The organism is Microbacterium sp. AC215, from assembly GCF_979258645.1.
Genome location: NZ_OZ409869.1, coordinates 865,333 through 883,696, shown reverse-complemented (window position 1 = coordinate 883,696; position 18,364 = coordinate 865,333). Strand labels below are relative to the sequence as shown.

Sequence of the window (18,364 nt, the reverse complement as noted above, 5' to 3'; positions counted from 1 at the left end):
CTCAACGAAAAGACCGCCCCGGAGGCGGTCTGGATTCGTGGGAACGCGAACACACCGCCTAAGAGGCGGGCCACCAGGTGAAGTTCGCGAGCATGGGCTGAAAACTATCACACCGAACGCCGCGTTCCCGGTCGTATGACGCGCATCCGAGCCGGGCGACATCCAGCCTGTGTGCATTCAGGCGGCGTAGGCTGGGGGTTGTGCCAGCAGTGAATCTTGGGATGCCGAAGATCCCCGAAGTCCTCGCCCCGCGCCGCAAGTCTCGCCAGATCAAGGTGGGCAAGGTGCTCGTGGGTGGTGACGCTCCCGTCACCGTGCAGTCCATGACGACGACGAAGACGACGGACATCAACGCGACCCTCCAGCAGATCGCCGAGCTGACCGCGTCCGGATGCGAGATCGTCCGTGTCGCCGTCCCTCATCAGGACGACGCCGACGCGTTGAAGATCATCGCCATGAAGAGCCAGATCCCGGTGATCGCCGACATCCACTTCCAGCCGCGCTACATCTACACCGCCATCGATGCGGGATGCGGCGCCGTGCGTGTGAACCCGGGGAACATCCGGGAGTTCGACGGCAACGTCGGCAAGATCGCGGAGGCGGCCAAGGCCGCGGGTGTCTCTCTGCGGATCGGTGTCAATGCCGGGTCGCTCGACCGGCGCATCCTCACCAAGTACGGCAAGGCGACGGCTGAGGCCCTCGTCGAGAGTGCCGTCTGGGAGGCGTCGCTGTTCGAGGAGCACGACTTCCACGATTTCAAGATCTCGGTCAAGCACAACGACCCGATCGTCATGGTGAAGGCCTACCGCCTGCTCGCCGAGCGGGGCGACTGGCCGCTGCACCTCGGTGTGACCGAGGCCGGTCCGGCGTTCCAGGGCACGATCAAGAGTGCCACGGCGTTCGGCATCCTGCTCGGTGAGGGCATCGGAGACACCATCCGCGTCTCCCTGTCCGCACCGCCCGCCGAAGAGGTCAAGGTCGGTCACCAGATCCTGCAGTCGCTGAACCTGCGAGAGCGCAAGCTCGAGATCGTCTCGTGCCCCTCGTGCGGGCGCGCACAGGTCGACGTGTACACGCTCGCCGAGAACGTGACCGAGGGTCTCAAAGACATGACGGTGCCGTTGCGCGTCGCCGTCATGGGATGCGTCGTGAACGGTCCCGGCGAGGCGCGCGAAGCTGACCTCGGGGTCGCCTCGGGCAACGGCAAGGGACAGATCTTCGTCAAGGGCGAGGTCATCAAGACCGTGCCGGAGGCCGACATCGTCGCGACGCTCATCGAAGAGGCGAACCGCATCGCGGCCGACATGGGGCCGGAAGCGCCACTCGGCACCGCGCAGGTCGTCACGGTCTGACCGCGGAGCGTTCCCTCGCTCGGACTCGAAAGCGGGTCCTGTCGGCGGGGGACGGCGACCATCCAGCACACCTCAAGGAGCTCCATGTCCTCGTCAACTGTCGTGTCCTTCGCCGGTGGCGACGTCTCGGGTTCGAGCACCGTCGCGCGGGTCGAGTGGACTCCCGCAGGTGTCGTCGTCGTCGTCGACGCGACGCCCTTCCACCCCGTCGACCACACCTGGCCCGATCAGCCGGGAGACAGCGGCGAGATCGCGCAGGACGGTTCGAGAGTCCGCGTCTCCGAGGCTGTGATGGCAGCGGTCTCCGACGAGGGCGAGTTCGCCGTAGCATCCGACATCCCGGTGAAGCGCGGCGCCGAGGGATGGACATGGCTCGTCGGTCATCCGCTGGAGGGGGAGGCCCCGTCCTGGCTGGTCGAGGGCGCACGTGTCGAGCTGTCGGTCGATTCGTCCCGGCGGGCCGGTCTCAGCCGCGGACATACGGCCTGCCACCTCGCGTCGTTGGCGCTCGACCTGGCTCTCGCCGACCTCTGGCGGAAGGACCCGGGCGAGGATGCTCTGGGCAACCCGAACTTCGAGGGGAAGGCCAATCAGTCCAGCCGCATCCACGTCGACGGTGCTGTGGACGAATACCGACTGGGAAAGAGTCTGCGCCGGGCAGGCTTCGACACGGAGACCTTCGCGACGACGCTCGCTGAGCGCGAGGCGGCGATCAACGCTCAGCTGGCCGAATGGGTGGCCTCCGGCGCATCGAGCAGGGTGGTGACCGAAGGCCAGACGATCGTGGACCGCCGCACTTGGCACTGCGAGCTGCCGGAGGGCACGGCCGAGATTCTCTGCGGCGGCACGCACGTGGCGTCCCTCGCCGAGTTCGTCTCGATCTCAGTGACACTCGACCTGACCGATCCGCAGCTGCTGGTCATGACGACGCGGGCCGTGCCTGCATCCTGAGCCCCGCTCAGCGCACGAAGCCGCTCTGCACCCGGCCGCCCGCGCGGATGAGCTCGTCCTCGACCCGGGCGGCGAAGGCGGCGTAGTCCCGCGCGAGCAGAGGGGTGCTCAGGAGGTCGGCACGCTCGCGACTGAGGCTCCGAAGCCGTCGCGGAAGCCACTTGCCCGTCGCCGTCCAGCGTCCTTCGCTCAACAGCATGAGCTCCGCCATCCTCTCGAACAGGATGGCGGCCTCGACCTGCTGCTCCAGCGCATCCGTCGCATCCCTGAGATCGTCGAGCACATCGGTGATGACGTATCGGCGAAAGGCCGACTCCTTCGCGCTCAGGGAGGGGCCGTCGTCGAGCACGCTCTGCCATCGAGCGCGCAGCGCGGAGAGGCGACCGTCGTCTCGGATCGCGATGCCTTCGACGAGCATGTGCACCGTCACCGGTCGATGCTGTGCGACGCCGCGGTCGGCCCACTCGTCGAATCCCGCCGGGGTGTATGCGAAGACCTCGAAGATCTCGCCCTCGAACTCGTGCGTCGAGGCCTCGCTCGTCTGCTCCTCGACCGCGAAGGGGCGGTCGCCGAGAAGCAGCAGATCGATGTCACTCGACGGTGTCCGCTCTCCGCGCGCGGTGCTCCCCGCAACTACCGCGACGTCTGCCTCGGGATAGTGAGCGACGACGAATCGTTCAGCGATGGCGAGGTGGTCCACGCCGCCAGCGTAACGGCCCTCCGCGTGTGTTCCGAGAGAGTCAGACGGCGAACTCGATCTCACCTCGGGTGACGTCCACCCGCTCGACACGGAGGCGCACGATCGCGCCGGGGACGGTGTCGGGCGGCACAGGGGCGGAGGCCGTCACCGCGGGATCGGCGATCTGGACGGTCGCGCGCTCACCGCGCATCTCGATGACGGTCGCGTCGACGGATGCGCCGACCAGCGGTGTCATCAGCGCAGCCTCGACGCAGTTGATCGTCGCGGAATCGAGTCGGGAGGCACGCTGGCCGGACTCCTGCATCAGTGCAGGAAGCTCGGCGAGGGACTCGCGCACCCAGCCCGGAACCTCGCGACCCTCGGATGCGGCGAGGCAGACAGTGAGCGACCAGCGGTCGACGAGACGCCGCAATGGTGCGGTGGCATGAGCGTAGGGGGCGGCGATCGCCGCCTGTTCCGTGTCGGGCGGCACCGGGCCGTCGAAGGTCACATACCCCGCTCCGCGGAACAGGGACGCCGCAGCTTCGAGGATCGGGAGGGTCATGGGGTCTTCGCGGTCCAGCTCGCGGAGGTAGTCACCATACCTGCCGGTCGTCCACGGCCGCCCGAGGGCCTCGGTCTGGTGGCGGAACGCCTCGAACGATTTCTCGTCGGGCTGGGGCATCGTCCGCAGGATCCCGATGCCTGCGTCGATCATGAGCGACGCGGCTGCCATGCCCGTCATGAGCGACAGCTGAGCATTCCATTCCTCGACAGGAAGCGGATGCCGGCGTTCGATGGCGAAGGTTCCGTCGACGCCCCGCACGACCTCTTCGTCCGGCAGGTTCAGGCTCGCACCGCCCCGCAGCTTCTCCTGCGCGACGCGGAGCGCGCCGATCTCCGGCAGAAGCTCGGCGGGACCCGCCTCGCCCTGATCGAGTGCCGCCTGCGTGCTGGCGTAGTCGAGCTGGGCGCGCGAGCGGATCAGCGCTCGCTCGAGCCGGAACTCCTCGACGACTCCCGCGGAATCCAACGCGAAGGTCCAGACGAGCGCGGGGCGATCCACATCGGCCAGCAGCGACGCACGATCCTCGCTCAACACCTTCGGATGCAACGGGATCGTGCCGTCCGCTGCATACAGGGTCTGACCTCGCCGGCGGGCTTCCGCGTCGACAGCGCCGCCCGGTCGCACGAAAGCGGGTACATCGGCGATCGCGTAGCGGACGGTGTAGCCGGATCCCCGGCGCTCGAGGTGGAAGGCCTGGTCGAGGTCGCGCGACCCGAGCGGATCCAGGGTGGCGAACGGGATGTCGCGCAGATCGAGCTCTGGGGTGGCAGCATCCGAGGCTGCAGCCTCCGCCAGGACCGCCGCAGGGAAGTCCGTGGGGGCGCCCAGAGATTCCCGAAGGGTGGCGAGCGCGACGGCGAGCTCGGTCTGCGCGGCTGACGGAGCAACGTGGGATCGGCGCTGAGGCATGACCCCACACTAGATCCTTCGCTTTCGCGAGCCGGTGCCGTCGGGGCAGCACCGCGGGAGCCGAGGGGTCGAGCCGTCAGCCGTAGCGATGCGCACCACCCGGAACCTGAGATTCGCGTGTCCGTCCGGCCCCGACCGGAATACTGGGCGTTAGCGTGGGGGCATGACCACTGCTGCGAAAGCCCAGACCCTGATCGGACTCTACGAAGCTCCGGAGATCCTCCGCGTCGTGAACGTGTGGGACGTCGTGTCCGCCCGCGCCGTCGCCAAGCTTCCCGAGACGAAGGCGATCGCGACGGCCGGACACGGCATCGCCGCCTCGTTCGGCTTCGAGGACGGCACCATCACCCGCGACATCATGATCGACATGGTCGGCCGCATCGCCGCATCCGTCTCCGTTCCGGTGACCGCCGACCTCGACGACGGATACGGCGACGCAGGAGAGACCACGCGACTCGCGATCGGCGCCGGCGTGGTGGGTGCCAACGTCGAAGACCGTCTGAAGCCGTTCGACGAGTCGGTCGCGGCCGTCGAGGCCATCGTCAAGGCCGCCGAGGCCGAGGGTGTTCCGTTCGCTCTGAACGCTCGTACCGACGCTTTCGTGCGCGCCGGCCACCGTCCTGTCGCCGAGAGCATCGCCGATGCGATCCAGCGCGGCCGGGCGTTCCTCGACGCCGGCGCCACGGCTGTCTTCGTTCCGGGCATGCTCGACGCCAACATCACGCGTCAGCTCGTGGAGGGGCTCGGCGAGGGCAAGCTCAGCGTCATCGGGCTCCCCGGCACCCTCGCCGCCTCGGAGTACGAGAAGCTCGGTGTGGCCCGCATCTCCTACGGCCCGCTCCCTCAGCGGGTCGCCCTGACCGCGGTCCAGGATCTTGCGGCAAGCCTCTACGCGGGCGGCGTGATCCCGAACGGCCTGCCCGCGCTCAACTGACGCATCGCGAAAACGAGCGACCACCGGTCAGTAGACTTGCCCGGTGGTCACTCGTCTCTCGAAATTCTTCCTCCGCACGCTCCGTGAAGACCCTGCAGGCGCAGAGGTCGCGAGCCACAAGCTGCTGATCCGCGCCGGGTACATCCGGCCGCAGGCTGCCGGTATCTTCGCGTGGCTCCCGCTGGGTCTCCGCGTGAAGGCCAAGATCGAGACCGTCGTCCGCGAGGAGATGGCCGCGGCAGGCGCACAGGAGGTGCACTTCCCGGCTCTCATGCCCCGCGAGTCGTATGAGGCGACCGGACGCTGGGACGAGTACGGCGACCTGCTGTTCCGTCTCCAGGACCGCAAGGGCGGCGACTACCTGCTCGCCCCGACGCACGAAGAGTCCTTCACGCTGCTCGTGAAGGACCTGTACTCGTCGTACAAGGATCTTCCCCTCACGCTCTACCAGATCCAGGACAAGTACCGCGATGAGGCGCGTCCGCGGGCAGGACTGCTTCGCGGACGCGAGTTCACGATGAAGGACGCCTATTCGTTCGATTCCTCCGATGAGGGTCTCGATCTCAGCTACCAGGCTCAGCGCGATGCCTACGAGCGCATCTTCCAGCGCCTGGGTCTCGAGTACGTCATCGTCCAGGCGGATGCCGGAGCGATGGGCGGTTCGCGGAGCGAGGAATTCCTGCACCCGACTCCCGTCGGCGAGGACACGTTCGTCCGCAGCGCCGGCGGATACGCCGCCAATGTGGAGGCATTCACGACCGCCGTTCCCGACGCCATCGCGTTCGACGCGGATGCGGCACCGGTGATCTTCGACTCGCCGAACACACCCACGATCGAGACTCTCGTCGCGCACTCGAACGTGCACCTCGACGGCGACTACACGGCTGCGGACACGCTCAAGAACGTCGTGCTCGCGCTCACGCACCTCGACGGCACCCGTGAACTCGTCGTCGTCGGCATCCCCGGCGACCGCGAGGTCGACGAGAAGCGGGCCGAGGTCGCGTTCGCGCCCGCCGAGGTCGAGACCGCCACGGCAGACGACTTCGAGAAGAATCCGCTGCTCGTCAAGGGCTACATCGGCCCCTGGTCGCCCACGGGAGCTGTGCTCGGCGAGGAATCGGCTACCGGCATCCGCTACCTGGTCGACCCCCGTGTGAGCGAGGGCACGAGCTGGATCACCGGTGCGAACCTCGACGAGAAGCACGCGCATTCGGTTGTCGCCGGACGTGACTTCTTCGCCGACGGCATCGTCGAGATCGCCGACGTCCGCGCCGGCGATCCGGCTCCTGACGGCTCCGGTCCGGTCGAGCTCGCGCGCGGAATGGAGATCGGTCACGTGTTCCAGCTGGGTCGCAAGTACGCGGACGCGCTCGGACTCAAGGTGCTCAACGAGAACGGCAAGCTCGTCACGGTCACGATGGGGTCGTACGGCATCGGCGTGACGCGCATCCTGGCGATCATCGCCGAGTTGAACAACGACGAGAAGGGTCTCATCTGGCCGGCTTCGGTCGCGCCCTTCGACGTGCAGGTCGTGGCTGCCGGTCGTGACCAGGTGGCCTTCGACGTGGCAGCTGAGCTCTCCGCTCAGCTCGAGTCCGCCGGTCTCGACGTGCTCTACGACGACCGCCCGAAGGTCTCGCCCGGAGTCAAGTTCGGAGACGCCGAGCTCGTCGGCGTTCCGCAGATCGTCATCGTCGGCCGAGGGGCCGCGGACGGTCAGGTCGAGCTGTGGGACCGGCGCACGGGGGATCGCAGCGCGGTGTCCGTCGCCGACGCCGTCGATCAGCTGACCCAGCGCTGACCTCGACGACAGAGAAATGCCGCGCACCTCACCGGGTGCGCGGCATTCTGTCGTTCGGAGCGGACGTCAGCAGACGATCCGGCCGTGGTTCATGATGTCGTCATCGGGCGTGTCCTTGGTCACGAGGGCCTTGAGCGCGCCGGCCGCCATCGCGATCTTGCCCTTGGAGGGCTCCCAGAACTCGGTCACCGTCGGCGTCACCTTGAGAAGTGCGATGCCGGGAGTGTCCAGCCCGTCCTCGAACCAGATGTCGAGCGAGGGCGAATAGAGCTCTTCCATCTTCGCGCGGTCGTGCACCACGGACGCGTTGCCGGCCACCGACACGTATCGCATGCCCTTCGCGTCGCAGTACGAGAGGCCGACCTGTCGATGGGCGCGCGCCTCCTCGACCTTCTCGGTGTCTTCGGCGGTGAAGAACCAGATGTCGCCGGCGTCGTCCATCTGCCGGGTCGACATCGGCCTGCTCACGAGGTTGCCGTCGTCGTCGGTGGTCGTCAGCATCGTGAAGTCGATGTCCTCGACGAGTTCGGTGACGCGTGCCAGTGCTTCCGGTCCAGTGATCTCTGTCATGCAGCCACTGTCCCGCAGGAGACCTGACTTGGCACGGGCGTTGACACGGGGACGTGAGCGTGGTGAGGGCGGAGGGCGGCGTTGCGGCGGCCCGCCCGACGCGCTCCCATGACAGGCTGAGGGCATGACCGACGAACCGCTGACGGCGTCGCTGAGCGCCGAGATCAACAACGTCCTCGACGAAGCAGGGGTCAAGACCGATCGCAGGCTCGTGATGCGCATGATGCGCACAGCGGTCCTGCTGGGGGAGGACGGCACGAACCGCCTCGATCTCAAGATCGCCTCCGCCGCCCTCGCCGAGATGCGGGACGCCTTCCGCTTGTTCGCACCGTTCGAAGGGGTGCCGAAGGTCACGGTGTTCGGCTCGGCGCGTACCCTCCACGACGATCCGCTCTACGTCCAGGCCCGTGATGTCGCGGCTGCTCTCGCAGCGGACGGATGGATGGTGGTGACCGGAGCAGGACCGGGAATCATGCAGGCTGCCGCTGAAGGTGCCGGCCCCGCGCTCTCGCTCGGCGTGTCGATCAGGCTGCCGTTCGAGGAGAAGGCCAACAGCCTGATCGCGGCGAGCGAGCATGTGGTGGCGATGAAGTACTTCTTCACCCGCAAACTCATGCTCATCAAGGAGTCCAGCGGCTTCATCTGTCTCCCTGGCGGATTCGGCACCCTCGACGAGATGTTCGAGCTGCTGACCCTCCAACAGACCGGAAAGGCCGAGCCGACGCCGATCGTGCTGCTCGACGAGCCGGGAGGCACGTTCTGGAACGGCCTCAAGCGATTCATCGACGAGGACCTGGCGCCGACAGGGGTGATCTCGGAGGGCGACTTCGATCGCGTGGTCATCACCGACTCCGTCGAGTCGGCAGCCGCCGTGATCGCCGGGTTCTGGCGCAACTACGACTCGCTGCGCTGGGTGGGGGACTCGCTCGTGCTGAGACTGCGTGGAGAGCCGACGGACGAAGAGCTCGAGGATCTCAACGACCGGTTCGCCGGGATGCTGGCGAGCGGACGGATCGAACGGACAGCTCCGCGGTCGCCGGAGGTCGCAGACGACGATCTGCTGCACCTTCCTCGTCTCTCCCTGCATCTCGACCAGCGACAGGTCGGCAACCTGTTCCGTCTGATCGGCGCGATCAACTCGCTGGAGTCCGCTCCCGCGCTGTGATGCCTGCCGCGAATTCCGCCAGGTCGATCGACCGACCGAGAATGCGCTCAGCGGCGCGGTGCCCCGAGTAGTACGCGGCCCCCACGGTCGCCGGCTCGTCGCCCCATGTCGCCTCACCGGCGAAGTGCAGCACTGCGTCGACCGGCCCCGCGAGCTCGTCGTGGTCGTGGTGTGTCGAGCCGACCGCGAGATGCGAGTACGACCCGTTCGAGAACTCGTCCTGTCCCCATCGCGTGATCCAGTGCGCGGTGGGGTCGCCGACGGCATCCGGGTAGAGGAACCGCAGGGCGCTCACGACGTCCGCGACGACCTCCTCATCCGACAGATCCTGCATCCGGCGGCCGAACGGGCCGGCGGCGAAGGTCAGCAACGTCGGGATCCCGCTGACCGCCGAGACGTCGTACCAGGAGTGCCAGTGCTCACCGGCCTCGCCGAGCGCCCGGAGAACGTAGCTGTCCTCGCGCCAGAAGCGTTCCGGGAACTGGATGAACACCTTGTTGAACACTCCCATGCCCAGTCGCGCGATCGGTCCGCCGACAGCGTCGGGCAGCGGAGGGGCGAACTCGATCGACTCCGCCTTGAGCACGCCGAGCGGCACGGTCACCAGCGCGTTGCGGGCCGAGAACTCTCCGTTCCGGGTCGACACGGTGACGCCCCGGTCGGTCCGCTCGATGCGGGTGACGACGTGACCGAGTCGGATGTCGAGACCGGCGGCGATCCGACGCGGGAGCTCATCGTAGCCGCGCGGGAAGATGACCTCGTCGCCGTCGATCGCATCCTCGTCGAGCCCGTGCGCGTCGAGGTCCCCGACCCGATGCACCGCACTGCTCCTCGACGCGGTGACGGAAGAACTCGCGGACCTCATCGATGCGCTCCGGCTCGAAGCCCGAGCGGTCGAGCGCGCGCTCCGTGACATCCAGATAGGTGTCGCCGGGGGAGGACCGGGTGATCTCCTCTGCCAACAGTCGATCTGCTTGCTCGACATCGGCGACCCACTGAGAAGTGCTCGCAGGATCCATCGCCCTGCCCTCCCCGTCGAAGTTCTCGATCGGCCTGCCTCCGGCCTGGAAGCTGCCGACGGTGTACTCGAGGGTGGGGATGCCGAGCGCCTGCACGAGATCCCACAGCGGGGAGTCGTCGATGCCGTGGACCCACGACGCACCGCGATCGACGGGAAAACCCGCAGCGCGGTCGGTGTGCATCCTGCCCCCGACGCGATCCCTCGCCTCGAGGACGATGACGTCGGCTCCGGCGTCGTCGAGCATGCGGGCCGCCGTCACACCCGACATCCCTGCCCCGATCACGATGGTGTCGTACGTCGTCACTGAGTCCTCCTGCGCGCTCGGCACCGCGTCGGTGCGGCCGCCTCCGTGGCATCGGGCGGTGGGCACAGGGTATCGTGGTACGGATGTCGCGCGTGAACACCCGCGCGACGAGAGCTGAATAGGGAGTCGTCATGGATATCGAACTGAGTCTGCTGCGTGGGATCGAGAAGGAGAAGGCGATCCCCTTCGATGAGCTGGTCTCGATCATCGAACAGGCCATCCTGACCGCCTACTCCAAGCACGTCTCGGACGACGGCGCCACCCCCGAGGGGGTCCGCGTCGAACTCGATCGTCGCACCGGGCACGTCGCCGTGCTGCAGGTCGTCAAGGACGAAGAGGGCGCGATCATCGGCGAAGAGGACGCGACGCCGAATGACTTCGGACGTATCGCGGCCTTCGCCGCCAAGCAGGTCATCAGCCAGCGCCTGCGGGACATCGCGGATGATGTCGTGCTGGGAGACTTCAAGGACAAGGAAGGCGACATCGTCGCCGGCGTGATCCAGCAGGGACCGAATCCCCGCATGATCCACGTCGATCTCGGAGCCGTTGAGGCGATCCTTCCTCCGGAGGAGCAGGTGCCGGGCGAGGAGTACACCCACGGGTCGCGCCTCCGCGTCTACGTGACCAGCGTCGCTAAGGGTCTCAAGGGACCGCAGATCACCGTCTCGCGCACGCACCCCGGTCTCGTCCGCAAGCTGTTCGCGCTCGAGGTGCCCGAGATCGCCGCAGGTCTCGTGGAGATCGTCTCGCTGGCTCGTGAGGCCGGCCACCGCACCAAGATCGCCGTCCGTGCGAACGACCCGGCGATCAACGCGAAGGGCGCCTGCATCGGCGAGATGGGCCGACGCGTTCGTGCCGTCACCGAGGAGCTGGCCGGCGAGAAGATCGACATCGTCGATCACGACCCGGAGCTCGCCGCGTTCGTCGCGAACGCCCTCTCTCCCGCCAAGGTCACGAGCTCGTTCATCCTCGACGCGAACACCAGGGCCGTGCGTGCACTCGTGCCCGACTATCAGCTCTCGCTCGCGATCGGCAAGGAGGGGCAGAACGCCCGACTGGCTGCCAAGCTCACCGGAGCGAAGATCGACATCCAGCCGGACAGCGTCCTGGACTGACCGCTCGCCACGTCCGACTCGCGCCAGCCGCGCGAGTCGGACGGGAACACAGGTGTAAGATGGAACCCGTACGAACGTGCGTCGGCTGTCGCACGCGTGCTCCCCGCGCCGCTCTTCTCAGAGTGGTGTCCCAGAACGACATCCTCATCCTCGATGAGCGCGCCGTTCTGCCAGGGCGAGGCGCGTGGGTCCATCCGACACCGGAATGCGTGGATGCCGCTCTGCGGCGCCGGGCTTTCGGAAGAGCACTGCGCGTCTCCAGCGATCTGGACACGCGGATCATCGAACAGCACCCACCAAGAAACAAAGGCTGAACGGCTATGGAAACAAAGTGAACGGCTCGAAATGAGACCCGTCCGCGACTAGTGGTCTGCCCTGTCTGGGTGGACCGACCCCAGACAGGAGAATTGTGGCTGGTAAACCACGCGTACACGAGATCGCCGCCGAACTCGGCGTCGACAGCAAGATCGCACTTGCAAAGCTCAAGGAACTCGGAGAGTTCGTCAAGAGCCCCTCTTCGACCATCGAACCGCCGGTGGCGCGCAAGCTTCGCGCTGCCATCGAGTCGGACGCCTCGCTGAAGGGCTCCGCGGATGCGGCTCCCGCCGCAGCGAAGCCCGGTGCCGCCAAGCCCGGTGCAGCCAAGCCCGGTGCTGCCAAGCCCGGTGCAGCCAAGCCCGGTGCCGCCAAGCCCGGTGCCGGTGCACCGACACCCGGACCCAAGCCCGGGCCCAAGCCCGCGCCCGCGCCCGAGGCGCCTGCTGCCGCTCCGGCACCCGAAGCTCCGGCCGAGGCCGCCGCTCCGGCTGCCGCCACGCCGGCAGCTCCCCAGTCCGCAGACAGCGCAGCTTCCAAGCCCGCTGATGGCGGCGCACCCAAGCCCGGAGCCCCGCGCCCGGGCAACAACCCGTTCTCGTCCGCTCAGGGCATGGGTCAACGGCCCAACGGACCGCGACCCGGCAACAACCCCTTCGCCTCCGCGCAGGGGATGGGCCAGCGCCCGACGCCGGGCAACATCCCGCGTCCGCAGGCTCCGCGTCCCGGCGCGCCGCGTCCGGGTGCACCTCGTCCCGGTTCCCCCCGTCCCGGCGCCCCGCGCGGCGGTCAGGGCGGTTGTCCCGGTGGCGCACCGTTCCAGCAGCGTCCGGGTGGACCCGGTCGTCCCGGCGGTGCCGGTGGACCCGGTGCAGGTCCCGGCGCTCGTCCCGGTGGAGGCTTCGCAGGTCGTCCCGGTGGCGGTGGAGGTCGCGGTCGTGGTCCCGGTGGAGGTACCGCAGGTGCCTTCGGCAAGGGCGGCGGCAAGAGCAAGCAGCGCAAGTCGCGGCGGGCGAAGCGGCAGGAATTCGAGATGCGGAGCGCCCCGGTCGTCGGTGGCGTCAACGTCACCCGCGGTAACGGGGAGATCATTCGTATGCGCCGCGGCGCGTCGATCTCGGACTTCGCCGACAAGATCGAGACGCTGACCGGCTATACGGTCCAGCCCGGAACCCTCGTGACGATCCTCTTCAACCTCGGCGAGATGGCCACGGCCACCGAGTCGCTGGATGAGGCGACGTTCGAGGTCCTGGGTGCGGAGCTCGGATACAAGATCCAGATGGTCTCGCCCGAGGACGAGGACAAGGAGCTCCTCGAGGGCTTCGGTCTCAACCTCGAGCAGGAGCTCGAGGAGGAGAGCGAGGACGACCTCGAGATCCGTCCTCCGGTGGTCACCGTCATGGGCCACGTCGACCACGGTAAGACGCGCCTTCTCGACGCCATCCGTCAGACCAACGTCATCGAGGGTGAAGCCGGCGGCATCACCCAGCACATCGGTGCGTACCAGGTGTGGACGGAGCACGAGGGCATCGAGCGTGCCATCACCTTCATCGACACCCCGGGTCACGAGGCCTTCACGGCCATGCGTGCTCGTGGAGCGCAGGTCACCGACCTCGCGATCCTCGTGGTCGCGGCCGACGACGGCATCATGCCGCAGACGGTCGAGGCGCTCAACCACGCCCAGGCGGCGAACGTGCCGATCGTGGTCGCGGTGAACAAGGTCGACAAGCCCGACGCCAACCCGGCCAAGGTGCGCCAGCAGCTCACCGAGTACGGCCTGGTCGCAGAGGAGTATGGCGGAGACGTCATGTTCGTCGACGTCTCGGCCCGTGCGAACACCGGAATCCAGGAGCTCCTGGACGCGGTGCTGCTCACTGCCGATGCAGGCCTCGACCTGACCGCCAACCCGAACAAGGCCGCTCGCGGTGTCGCCATCGAGGCGAAGCTCGACAAGGGTCGCGGTTCGGTCGCCACGGTGCTCATCCAGTCCGGAACGCTGCGCGTCGGTGACGCGATCGTCGCCGGAACGGCGTACGGCCGCGTGCGTGCGATGGCGGATGAGAACGGCGAGCAGGTCCTCGAGGCCTACCCGTCGCGTCCCGTGCAGGTGCAGGGTCTGAACTCCGTGCCGCGTGCCGGCGACGTCTTCATCGTCACTGAGGAAGACCGCATGGCCCGTCAGATCGCCGAGAAGCGTGAAGCTGTCGAGCGCAACGCGCAGCTGGCGAAGGCCCGCAAGCGCATCTCGCTCGAGGACTTCACCCGTGCTCTCGAAGAGGGCAAGGTCGAGTCGCTCAACCTCATCATCAAGGGTGACGTCTCCGGTGCCGTCGAGGCGCTCGAGGAGTCGCTTCTCAAGATCGAGGTCGACGACTCGGTGCAGCTCCGCATCATCCACCGCGGTGTCGGTGCGATCACGGAGTCCGACGTCAACCTCGCGACGATCGACAACGCGATCATCGTGGGCTTCAACGTCCGTCCCGACACGAAGGCGCGCGAGCGTGCACAGCGTGAGGGCGTGGACATCCGGTTCTACTCGGTGATCTACAACGCGATCGATGAGATCGAGAGCTCGCTCAAGGGCATGCTCAAGCCGGAGTACGAAGAGGTCCAGTCGGGTGTCGCCGAGATCCGCGAGGTGTTCCGCTCCTCGAAGTTCGGCAACATCGCCGGTGTCATCGTGCGCTCGGGAACGATCACGCGAAACGCCAAGGCTCGCGTCATCCGCGACGGTGTGGTGATCGCCGATGGCCTCGCCATCGAGTCGCTGCGTCGCTTCAAGGATGACGTCACCGAGGTTCGCACGGACTACGAGGCCGGTATCGGCCTCGGCAAGTTCAACGACATCCAGATCGGCGACGAGATCGAGACCACTGAGCTGGTCGAGAAGCCTCGCAGCTGATCGAGTTCGATATCTTCGGGCGAGGGTGCGTCATGCACCCTCGCCCGAAGGGTACGTAGAGGGAGAGAACAATGGCTGGTGAACGACAGGCACGTCTGGCCGATCGCATTCGTGTGATCCTCGCAGAGCGACTGGAGAAGGGTCTGCGCGACCCGCGACTCGGATTCGTGACCATCACCGACGTCCGCGTGAGCGGAGACCTGCAGCACGCCTCCGTGTTCTACACGGTGCTGGGCACCGAGGAGGAGCGCCTCTCCAGCGGTGCGGCGCTGACCTCCGCGACCGGCATGCTCCGCAGCGAGGTCGGGAAGCAGCTGAGCACCCGCCTGGTTCCGACGCTCGAGTTCATCCCCGACGCTCTGCCCGAGAACGCCGATCACATCTCGGCGCTTCTTCGCGAGGCGCAGCAGCGCGATGCCGACGTGGCGAAGCTCGCCTCCTCCGCCTCGCACGCCGGTGACGCAGACCCGTACCTGCGCCAGGAAGACGACGACACGCAGGCCTGAATATCGCGCCCTCGTCTGAGGGCGTGAGCAGTCTTGGTAACCTCGGCCTAACGGGCGGTCGCCCGTGGGGACTGGGGAGTTCAGCATCGACGTTTCGCGTGTGCAGAGGACAGCTCCGGTCGCACCGGCAGCTGTCGAGACGATTCTCGAGGAACTCCTCAAGCACGACTTGAGCTGCGCGCCGCATGTCGCGGCACGACTCGCTGCCGAGCTGTCGGAGGACCCTCCCACGATCCTGGCCGTCGCAGCTCGTCTCGACGCGGCTCAACGGCAAGGGCTCAGGGCGCTCCCCTCACCGTTGCCGATGGTGTCATCGGTCGAGAGGCTTTTCGCCCAGCTGGAGCTGGACGACAGCGACCGTGAGGTGCTCATCGCGGTGTCGATGCGCCTCGACGACAGGCTGGATCCGCTGGTCGATTTCGCCGGTCGTTCTGCCGCGGAGCTCACCACAGGCCCTCTCGGAGCGCTCCTCGACATCCACGCCGGTCGCGTCCGTCTGTCCGACCCCCGCTTGGCGATCTGGTTGCGAGCGACGACGCCCTCCTCCGCGGCTGCTGCAGTGCACCTGCGACTCCACCGACTCTTCGACGAACGCGGCGAGCAGGTGGACGCCGACTGGCACAGCGCTCGAGCTGCGATGCACGGCGAACCGGTGACTGCCGGGGAGCTCACACGGATAGCCAGGGAACATTCGGAGGCGGGACTCAGCGAGCGCGCCTTCCACCTCGCTGCAGAAGCCGCCGCCCATTCGAGCGGGGTCGAGCAGGACGAGGCGAACCTCGTCGCCGGTGTCGCCGCCATCGCGGCCGGGCACGCGATCGAGGCGGCGCGACGGCTCGGAAGTCTCTTCCCCGGTGGGGACGAGCTCTATCGGATCCAGGGTCTCGGCGGGCTGCTCGTCGCCGAGACGCATCTGCGGGGGTCAGTTCCCGAGGTCGACATGAGCGTGATCCGACCGGATCGCGATGACGCGGAGCACTGGTACTCCTGGGCGCGAGCTGCTGCCTTCGCGGCGATGTTGTGCGCCGAACGCGGTGACCGTCGCACGATGCGCTCGTGGCTCGACGCTCTCCGTCACGCGAGCGCGCGCGTCGAAGCCGATCGCGAACTCCGAGATCCGGTCGTCGCACTGGCCTGGCTCGTCATCGGCGACCGCGAGAAGGACGACGTTCGCGGGGCCGGGCCCCTCACCGGCGGCCTGTTGAGGGCTCTGCAAGCGGCGGTCGACGGGGACGTCGACCGGGGGCTGAGCCTGCTCGCCGCCGGTGACTCGCCGGTCGGCGTCGAGGTCGACCCGTTCGTGGCCGGCTTCGAGCTCAGTCCACTCGTCGCGGCGTACCGCGCGGTCGCCGAGGTGCTGCTCCTGATGTGGCGTGGAGACATCGGCGCCGCGCGCGACAGGATGCTTCGTGCGGCCGTCGAGCTGCCTGTGGCGCTGCCTTTCGCCGGGCTCGGCGTCGTGATCGCACGACGCCTCGATCTCGCGGTTCTCGGACATCTGGGGCCGTTCGCCAAGGCTCTCACCGCCGCCCTCCCGGCCCCTCTGCGCATCGATCAGCTGGTGGACAGGGGGATCGAATCATTCCTGTCGGGAGACTCGGCCGAAGCCGCGGCGTGCATGCGGCTCTGGAGGGATCGCGGCGCTCCTCAGCCGACCCTGTCGGTGCCGGGGCTGGAGGAGGCGATCGTGGTCACGCATGGGGGATCATGGAGCCCGCAGCGGATCGAACCGCCCGAGATCGCTCTGGCGCAACGGCTGCGCGTGCAGATCACCAGCTGCTCGGACGACGAGTGGCGCCTTGCGCGGCCGGTCGTGGTCGCCGCCGCACGGACCTTGACCTCGCCTTTCTCGCGCGGGCGGGTCGAGGCGATGATCGGCACGAGGTCCCTGATCAAGGGAGACGTGGGTCTCGGACGGGAGCACCTCTCGATGGCACGGAACCTGCTCGAGGTCTCCGGTGCGACGGCATGGGCGAGAGCGGTCTCCGTGCGTCTGGAGCAGGTGGAGGCCTCCGGCGGAGCTGCCGCCAGCGGTGACCCGCTCTCCTCGTGCCGGCGAGTGTGGGAGTCGATGCTCACCGCTCGAGAGTTCGAGGTGGCGATGCTGGCGGTCGGCGGAGCTTCTAACCGCGACATCGCGGATGCGCTCCACGTTTCGGTGCGCACCGTGGAGGTGCACCTCGGTCGGGTCTTCGTGAAGCTCGAGGTGAGGACCCGAGTCGAGCTCACGGTGCTCGCTCACCGCATCGGGCAGTTCGTCTGACGGGCGGACTCAGCGGGGAAGCGACAGCAGTTCGCCATCGGCCTCGGCGAGGCCGTCGGCGATGAGCGAGACGATCGCACGGTCGCGCTGAAGCGGATCGGGCCAGTCGGCCAGCACGGAGTCGATCAGCACCGGGGTGGGCGCGGCGGTTCGCAGCACCCGGAGCACGGCTCCTCGTGCCTGGCGGTCAGAACCCTCGAAGGCGGCTTGGCGTCTGCGGGTGTCACCGGTCTCGGGTCGCCCTGCGGCCAGCCACGCGCATGTGTCGCTCAGCGGGCAGACGTCGCAGCGCGGCGAGCGTGCCGTGCACACCGTCGCGCCCAGCTCCATCGCGGCCGCGTTGAACACGGCGGACTCGGCGACATCGGCGGGCAGCAGCGAGTCCATCAGCGCCAGGTCGCGACGCGAGGGCGGTCCCGGCTGTGCTTGGCCGAGGATGGCGCGCGCCATCACACGTCGAGTGTTCGTGTCGACGACGGGGTGCCGGTCGCCATAGGCGAAGACAGCGACAGCCCTGGCCGTGTAGTCGCCGATGCCCGAGAGCTTGAGGAGGGCATCGATGTCGCTGGGGACGACGCCGCCGTGTCGCTCAGAGATCTCGATGGCCGCGCGATGCAGCCAGAGTGCGCGGCGCGGGTAGCCGAGGTTGGCCCACTGCTGCACGACCTCGGCGGGTGAAGCGGCGGCCATGGCCGCGGGCGTCGGCCACCGGGCGAGCCACGCCTCGAGGTGCGGTATCACTCGGTTCACGGGCGTCTGCTGCAGCATGAACTCGCTGACCAGCGTTCCCCACGCGCCGAAATCCTCGCGGAATTCCGTGCGCCGCCACGGCAGGTCGCGTGCGGCACCCCGGTACCAGTCCGCGAGAGGCTCGGACACCTCGGCGGGTGGATGCGAAGTCGAAGGCACCTCGTCAGCCTAGGCGAACCCCGATCCCGCTGAAGAGCGGCGGACGGCGTCGACATGGGTCGCGACGGGCAGAGGGGAGTTCGAGCGCACCCTAGGCTTG

At 67.9% G+C, this 18,364-nt stretch carries 16 protein-coding genes; 10 read left to right on the top strand and 6 right to left on the bottom strand.

The window, feature by feature from the left end; translation table 11 throughout:
• Positions 1-200 precede the first annotated feature (200 nt).
• Both ispG and ACZZZF_RS04585 read left to right on the top strand, forming a co-directional pair.
• Positions 201-1,352, top strand: a complete 1,152-nt coding sequence (ispG, locus tag ACZZZF_RS04590; RefSeq protein ID WP_187249498.1) for a flavodoxin-dependent (E)-4-hydroxy-3-methylbut-2-enyl-diphosphate synthase — start codon at positions 201-203, stop codon at positions 1,350-1,352.
• 84 nt (positions 1,353-1,436) lie between these two features.
• On the top strand, positions 1,437-2,303 hold the full coding sequence (locus ACZZZF_RS04585) for an alanyl-tRNA editing protein (RefSeq protein WP_463497263.1): 867 nt from the start codon (positions 1,437-1,439) through the stop codon (positions 2,301-2,303).
• 7 nt (positions 2,304-2,310) lie between these two features.
• Here the strand turns inward: ACZZZF_RS04585 and ACZZZF_RS04580 are convergent, their stop codons facing one another.
• Positions 2,311-3,003 (bottom strand): nucleotidyltransferase domain-containing protein, encoded by a 693-nt coding sequence (locus tag ACZZZF_RS04580; protein ID WP_463497260.1) that lies wholly within the window; start codon positions 3,001-3,003, stop codon positions 2,311-2,313.
• A 40-nt stretch (positions 3,004-3,043) separates the two neighbouring features.
• The gene (locus tag ACZZZF_RS04575) at positions 3,044-4,459 is read right to left on the bottom strand and encodes an RNB domain-containing ribonuclease (RefSeq protein ID WP_463497258.1); all 1,416 of its coding nucleotides are present in this window, start codon (positions 4,457-4,459) and stop codon (positions 3,044-3,046) included.
• Positions 4,460-4,622: 163 nt separating this feature from the next.
• Between ACZZZF_RS04575 and ACZZZF_RS04570 the strand changes: the two genes are divergently transcribed.
• A complete protein-coding gene (locus ACZZZF_RS04570) occupies positions 4,623-5,393 on the top strand; it encodes an isocitrate lyase/PEP mutase family protein (RefSeq protein ID WP_053095782.1) in 771 nt (256 codons plus the stop codon).
• Positions 5,394-5,436: 43 nt separating this feature from the next.
• The gene (locus ACZZZF_RS04565; protein WP_463497255.1) at positions 5,437-7,194 is read left to right on the top strand and encodes a proline--tRNA ligase; all 1,758 of its coding nucleotides are present in this window, start codon (positions 5,437-5,439) and stop codon (positions 7,192-7,194) included.
• A 66-nt stretch (positions 7,195-7,260) separates the two neighbouring features.
• Here ACZZZF_RS04565 and ACZZZF_RS04560 read toward each other — a convergent pair whose 3' ends face one another.
• Positions 7,261-7,764, bottom strand: a complete 504-nt coding sequence (locus ACZZZF_RS04560; protein ID WP_053095784.1) for a pyridoxamine 5'-phosphate oxidase family protein — start codon at positions 7,762-7,764, stop codon at positions 7,261-7,263.
• A 124-nt stretch (positions 7,765-7,888) separates the two neighbouring features.
• Between ACZZZF_RS04560 and ACZZZF_RS04555 the strand changes: the two genes are divergently transcribed.
• Positions 7,889-8,929, top strand: coding sequence for an LOG family protein (locus ACZZZF_RS04555; protein WP_053095785.1), 1,041 nt, complete (start codon positions 7,889-7,891; stop codon positions 8,927-8,929).
• On the opposite strand, the gene ACZZZF_RS04550 is transcribed toward ACZZZF_RS04555, so the two are convergent.
• Entirely contained in the window at positions 8,898-9,749 is an 852-nt protein-coding gene (locus ACZZZF_RS04550; protein ID WP_463497253.1) for a flavin monoamine oxidase family protein, read from the bottom strand. The two genes, ACZZZF_RS04555 and ACZZZF_RS04550, sit on opposite strands and share 32 nt — an antisense overlap.
• Entirely contained in the window at positions 9,661-10,254 is a 594-nt protein-coding gene (locus tag ACZZZF_RS04545; protein WP_463497250.1) for a flavin monoamine oxidase family protein, read from the bottom strand. Before ACZZZF_RS04545 ends, ACZZZF_RS04550 begins: the two co-directional genes overlap by 89 nt.
• Before the next feature lie 131 nt (positions 10,255-10,385).
• Here ACZZZF_RS04545 and nusA point away from each other — a divergent pair, with 131 nt between their 5' ends.
• From nusA to ACZZZF_RS04520, 5 genes are all read left to right on the top strand, one after another.
• Positions 10,386-11,369, top strand: a complete 984-nt coding sequence (gene nusA, locus ACZZZF_RS04540; protein ID WP_053095786.1) for a transcription termination factor NusA — start codon at positions 10,386-10,388, stop codon at positions 11,367-11,369.
• Positions 11,370-11,428: 59 nt separating this feature from the next.
• A complete protein-coding gene (locus ACZZZF_RS04535) occupies positions 11,429-11,683 on the top strand; it encodes a YlxR family protein (RefSeq protein WP_072591126.1) in 255 nt (84 codons plus the stop codon).
• A 95-nt stretch (positions 11,684-11,778) separates the two neighbouring features.
• Entirely contained in the window at positions 11,779-14,586 is a 2,808-nt protein-coding gene (gene infB / locus ACZZZF_RS04530; protein WP_463497248.1) for a translation initiation factor IF-2, read from the top strand.
• Between the two features lie 71 nt (positions 14,587-14,657).
• Positions 14,658-15,092: a 30S ribosome-binding factor RbfA gene (gene rbfA, locus ACZZZF_RS04525; RefSeq protein ID WP_053095788.1), complete on the top strand. Its 435-nt coding sequence runs from the start codon at positions 14,658-14,660 to the stop codon at positions 15,090-15,092.
• Between the two features lie 100 nt (positions 15,093-15,192).
• Positions 15,193-17,355, top strand: a complete 2,163-nt coding sequence (locus ACZZZF_RS04520) for a helix-turn-helix transcriptional regulator (RefSeq protein ID WP_463497245.1) — start codon at positions 15,193-15,195, stop codon at positions 17,353-17,355.
• 9 nt (positions 17,356-17,364) lie between these two features.
• Here the strand turns inward: ACZZZF_RS04520 and ACZZZF_RS04515 are convergent, their stop codons facing one another.
• Positions 17,365-18,264 carry an HhH-GPD family protein gene (locus ACZZZF_RS04515; protein ID WP_463497242.1) on the bottom strand — a complete coding sequence of 300 codons (900 nt, stop codon included), beginning with the start codon at positions 18,262-18,264 and terminating at the stop codon, positions 17,365-17,367.
• Between the last annotated feature and the right edge of the window lie 100 nt (positions 18,265-18,364).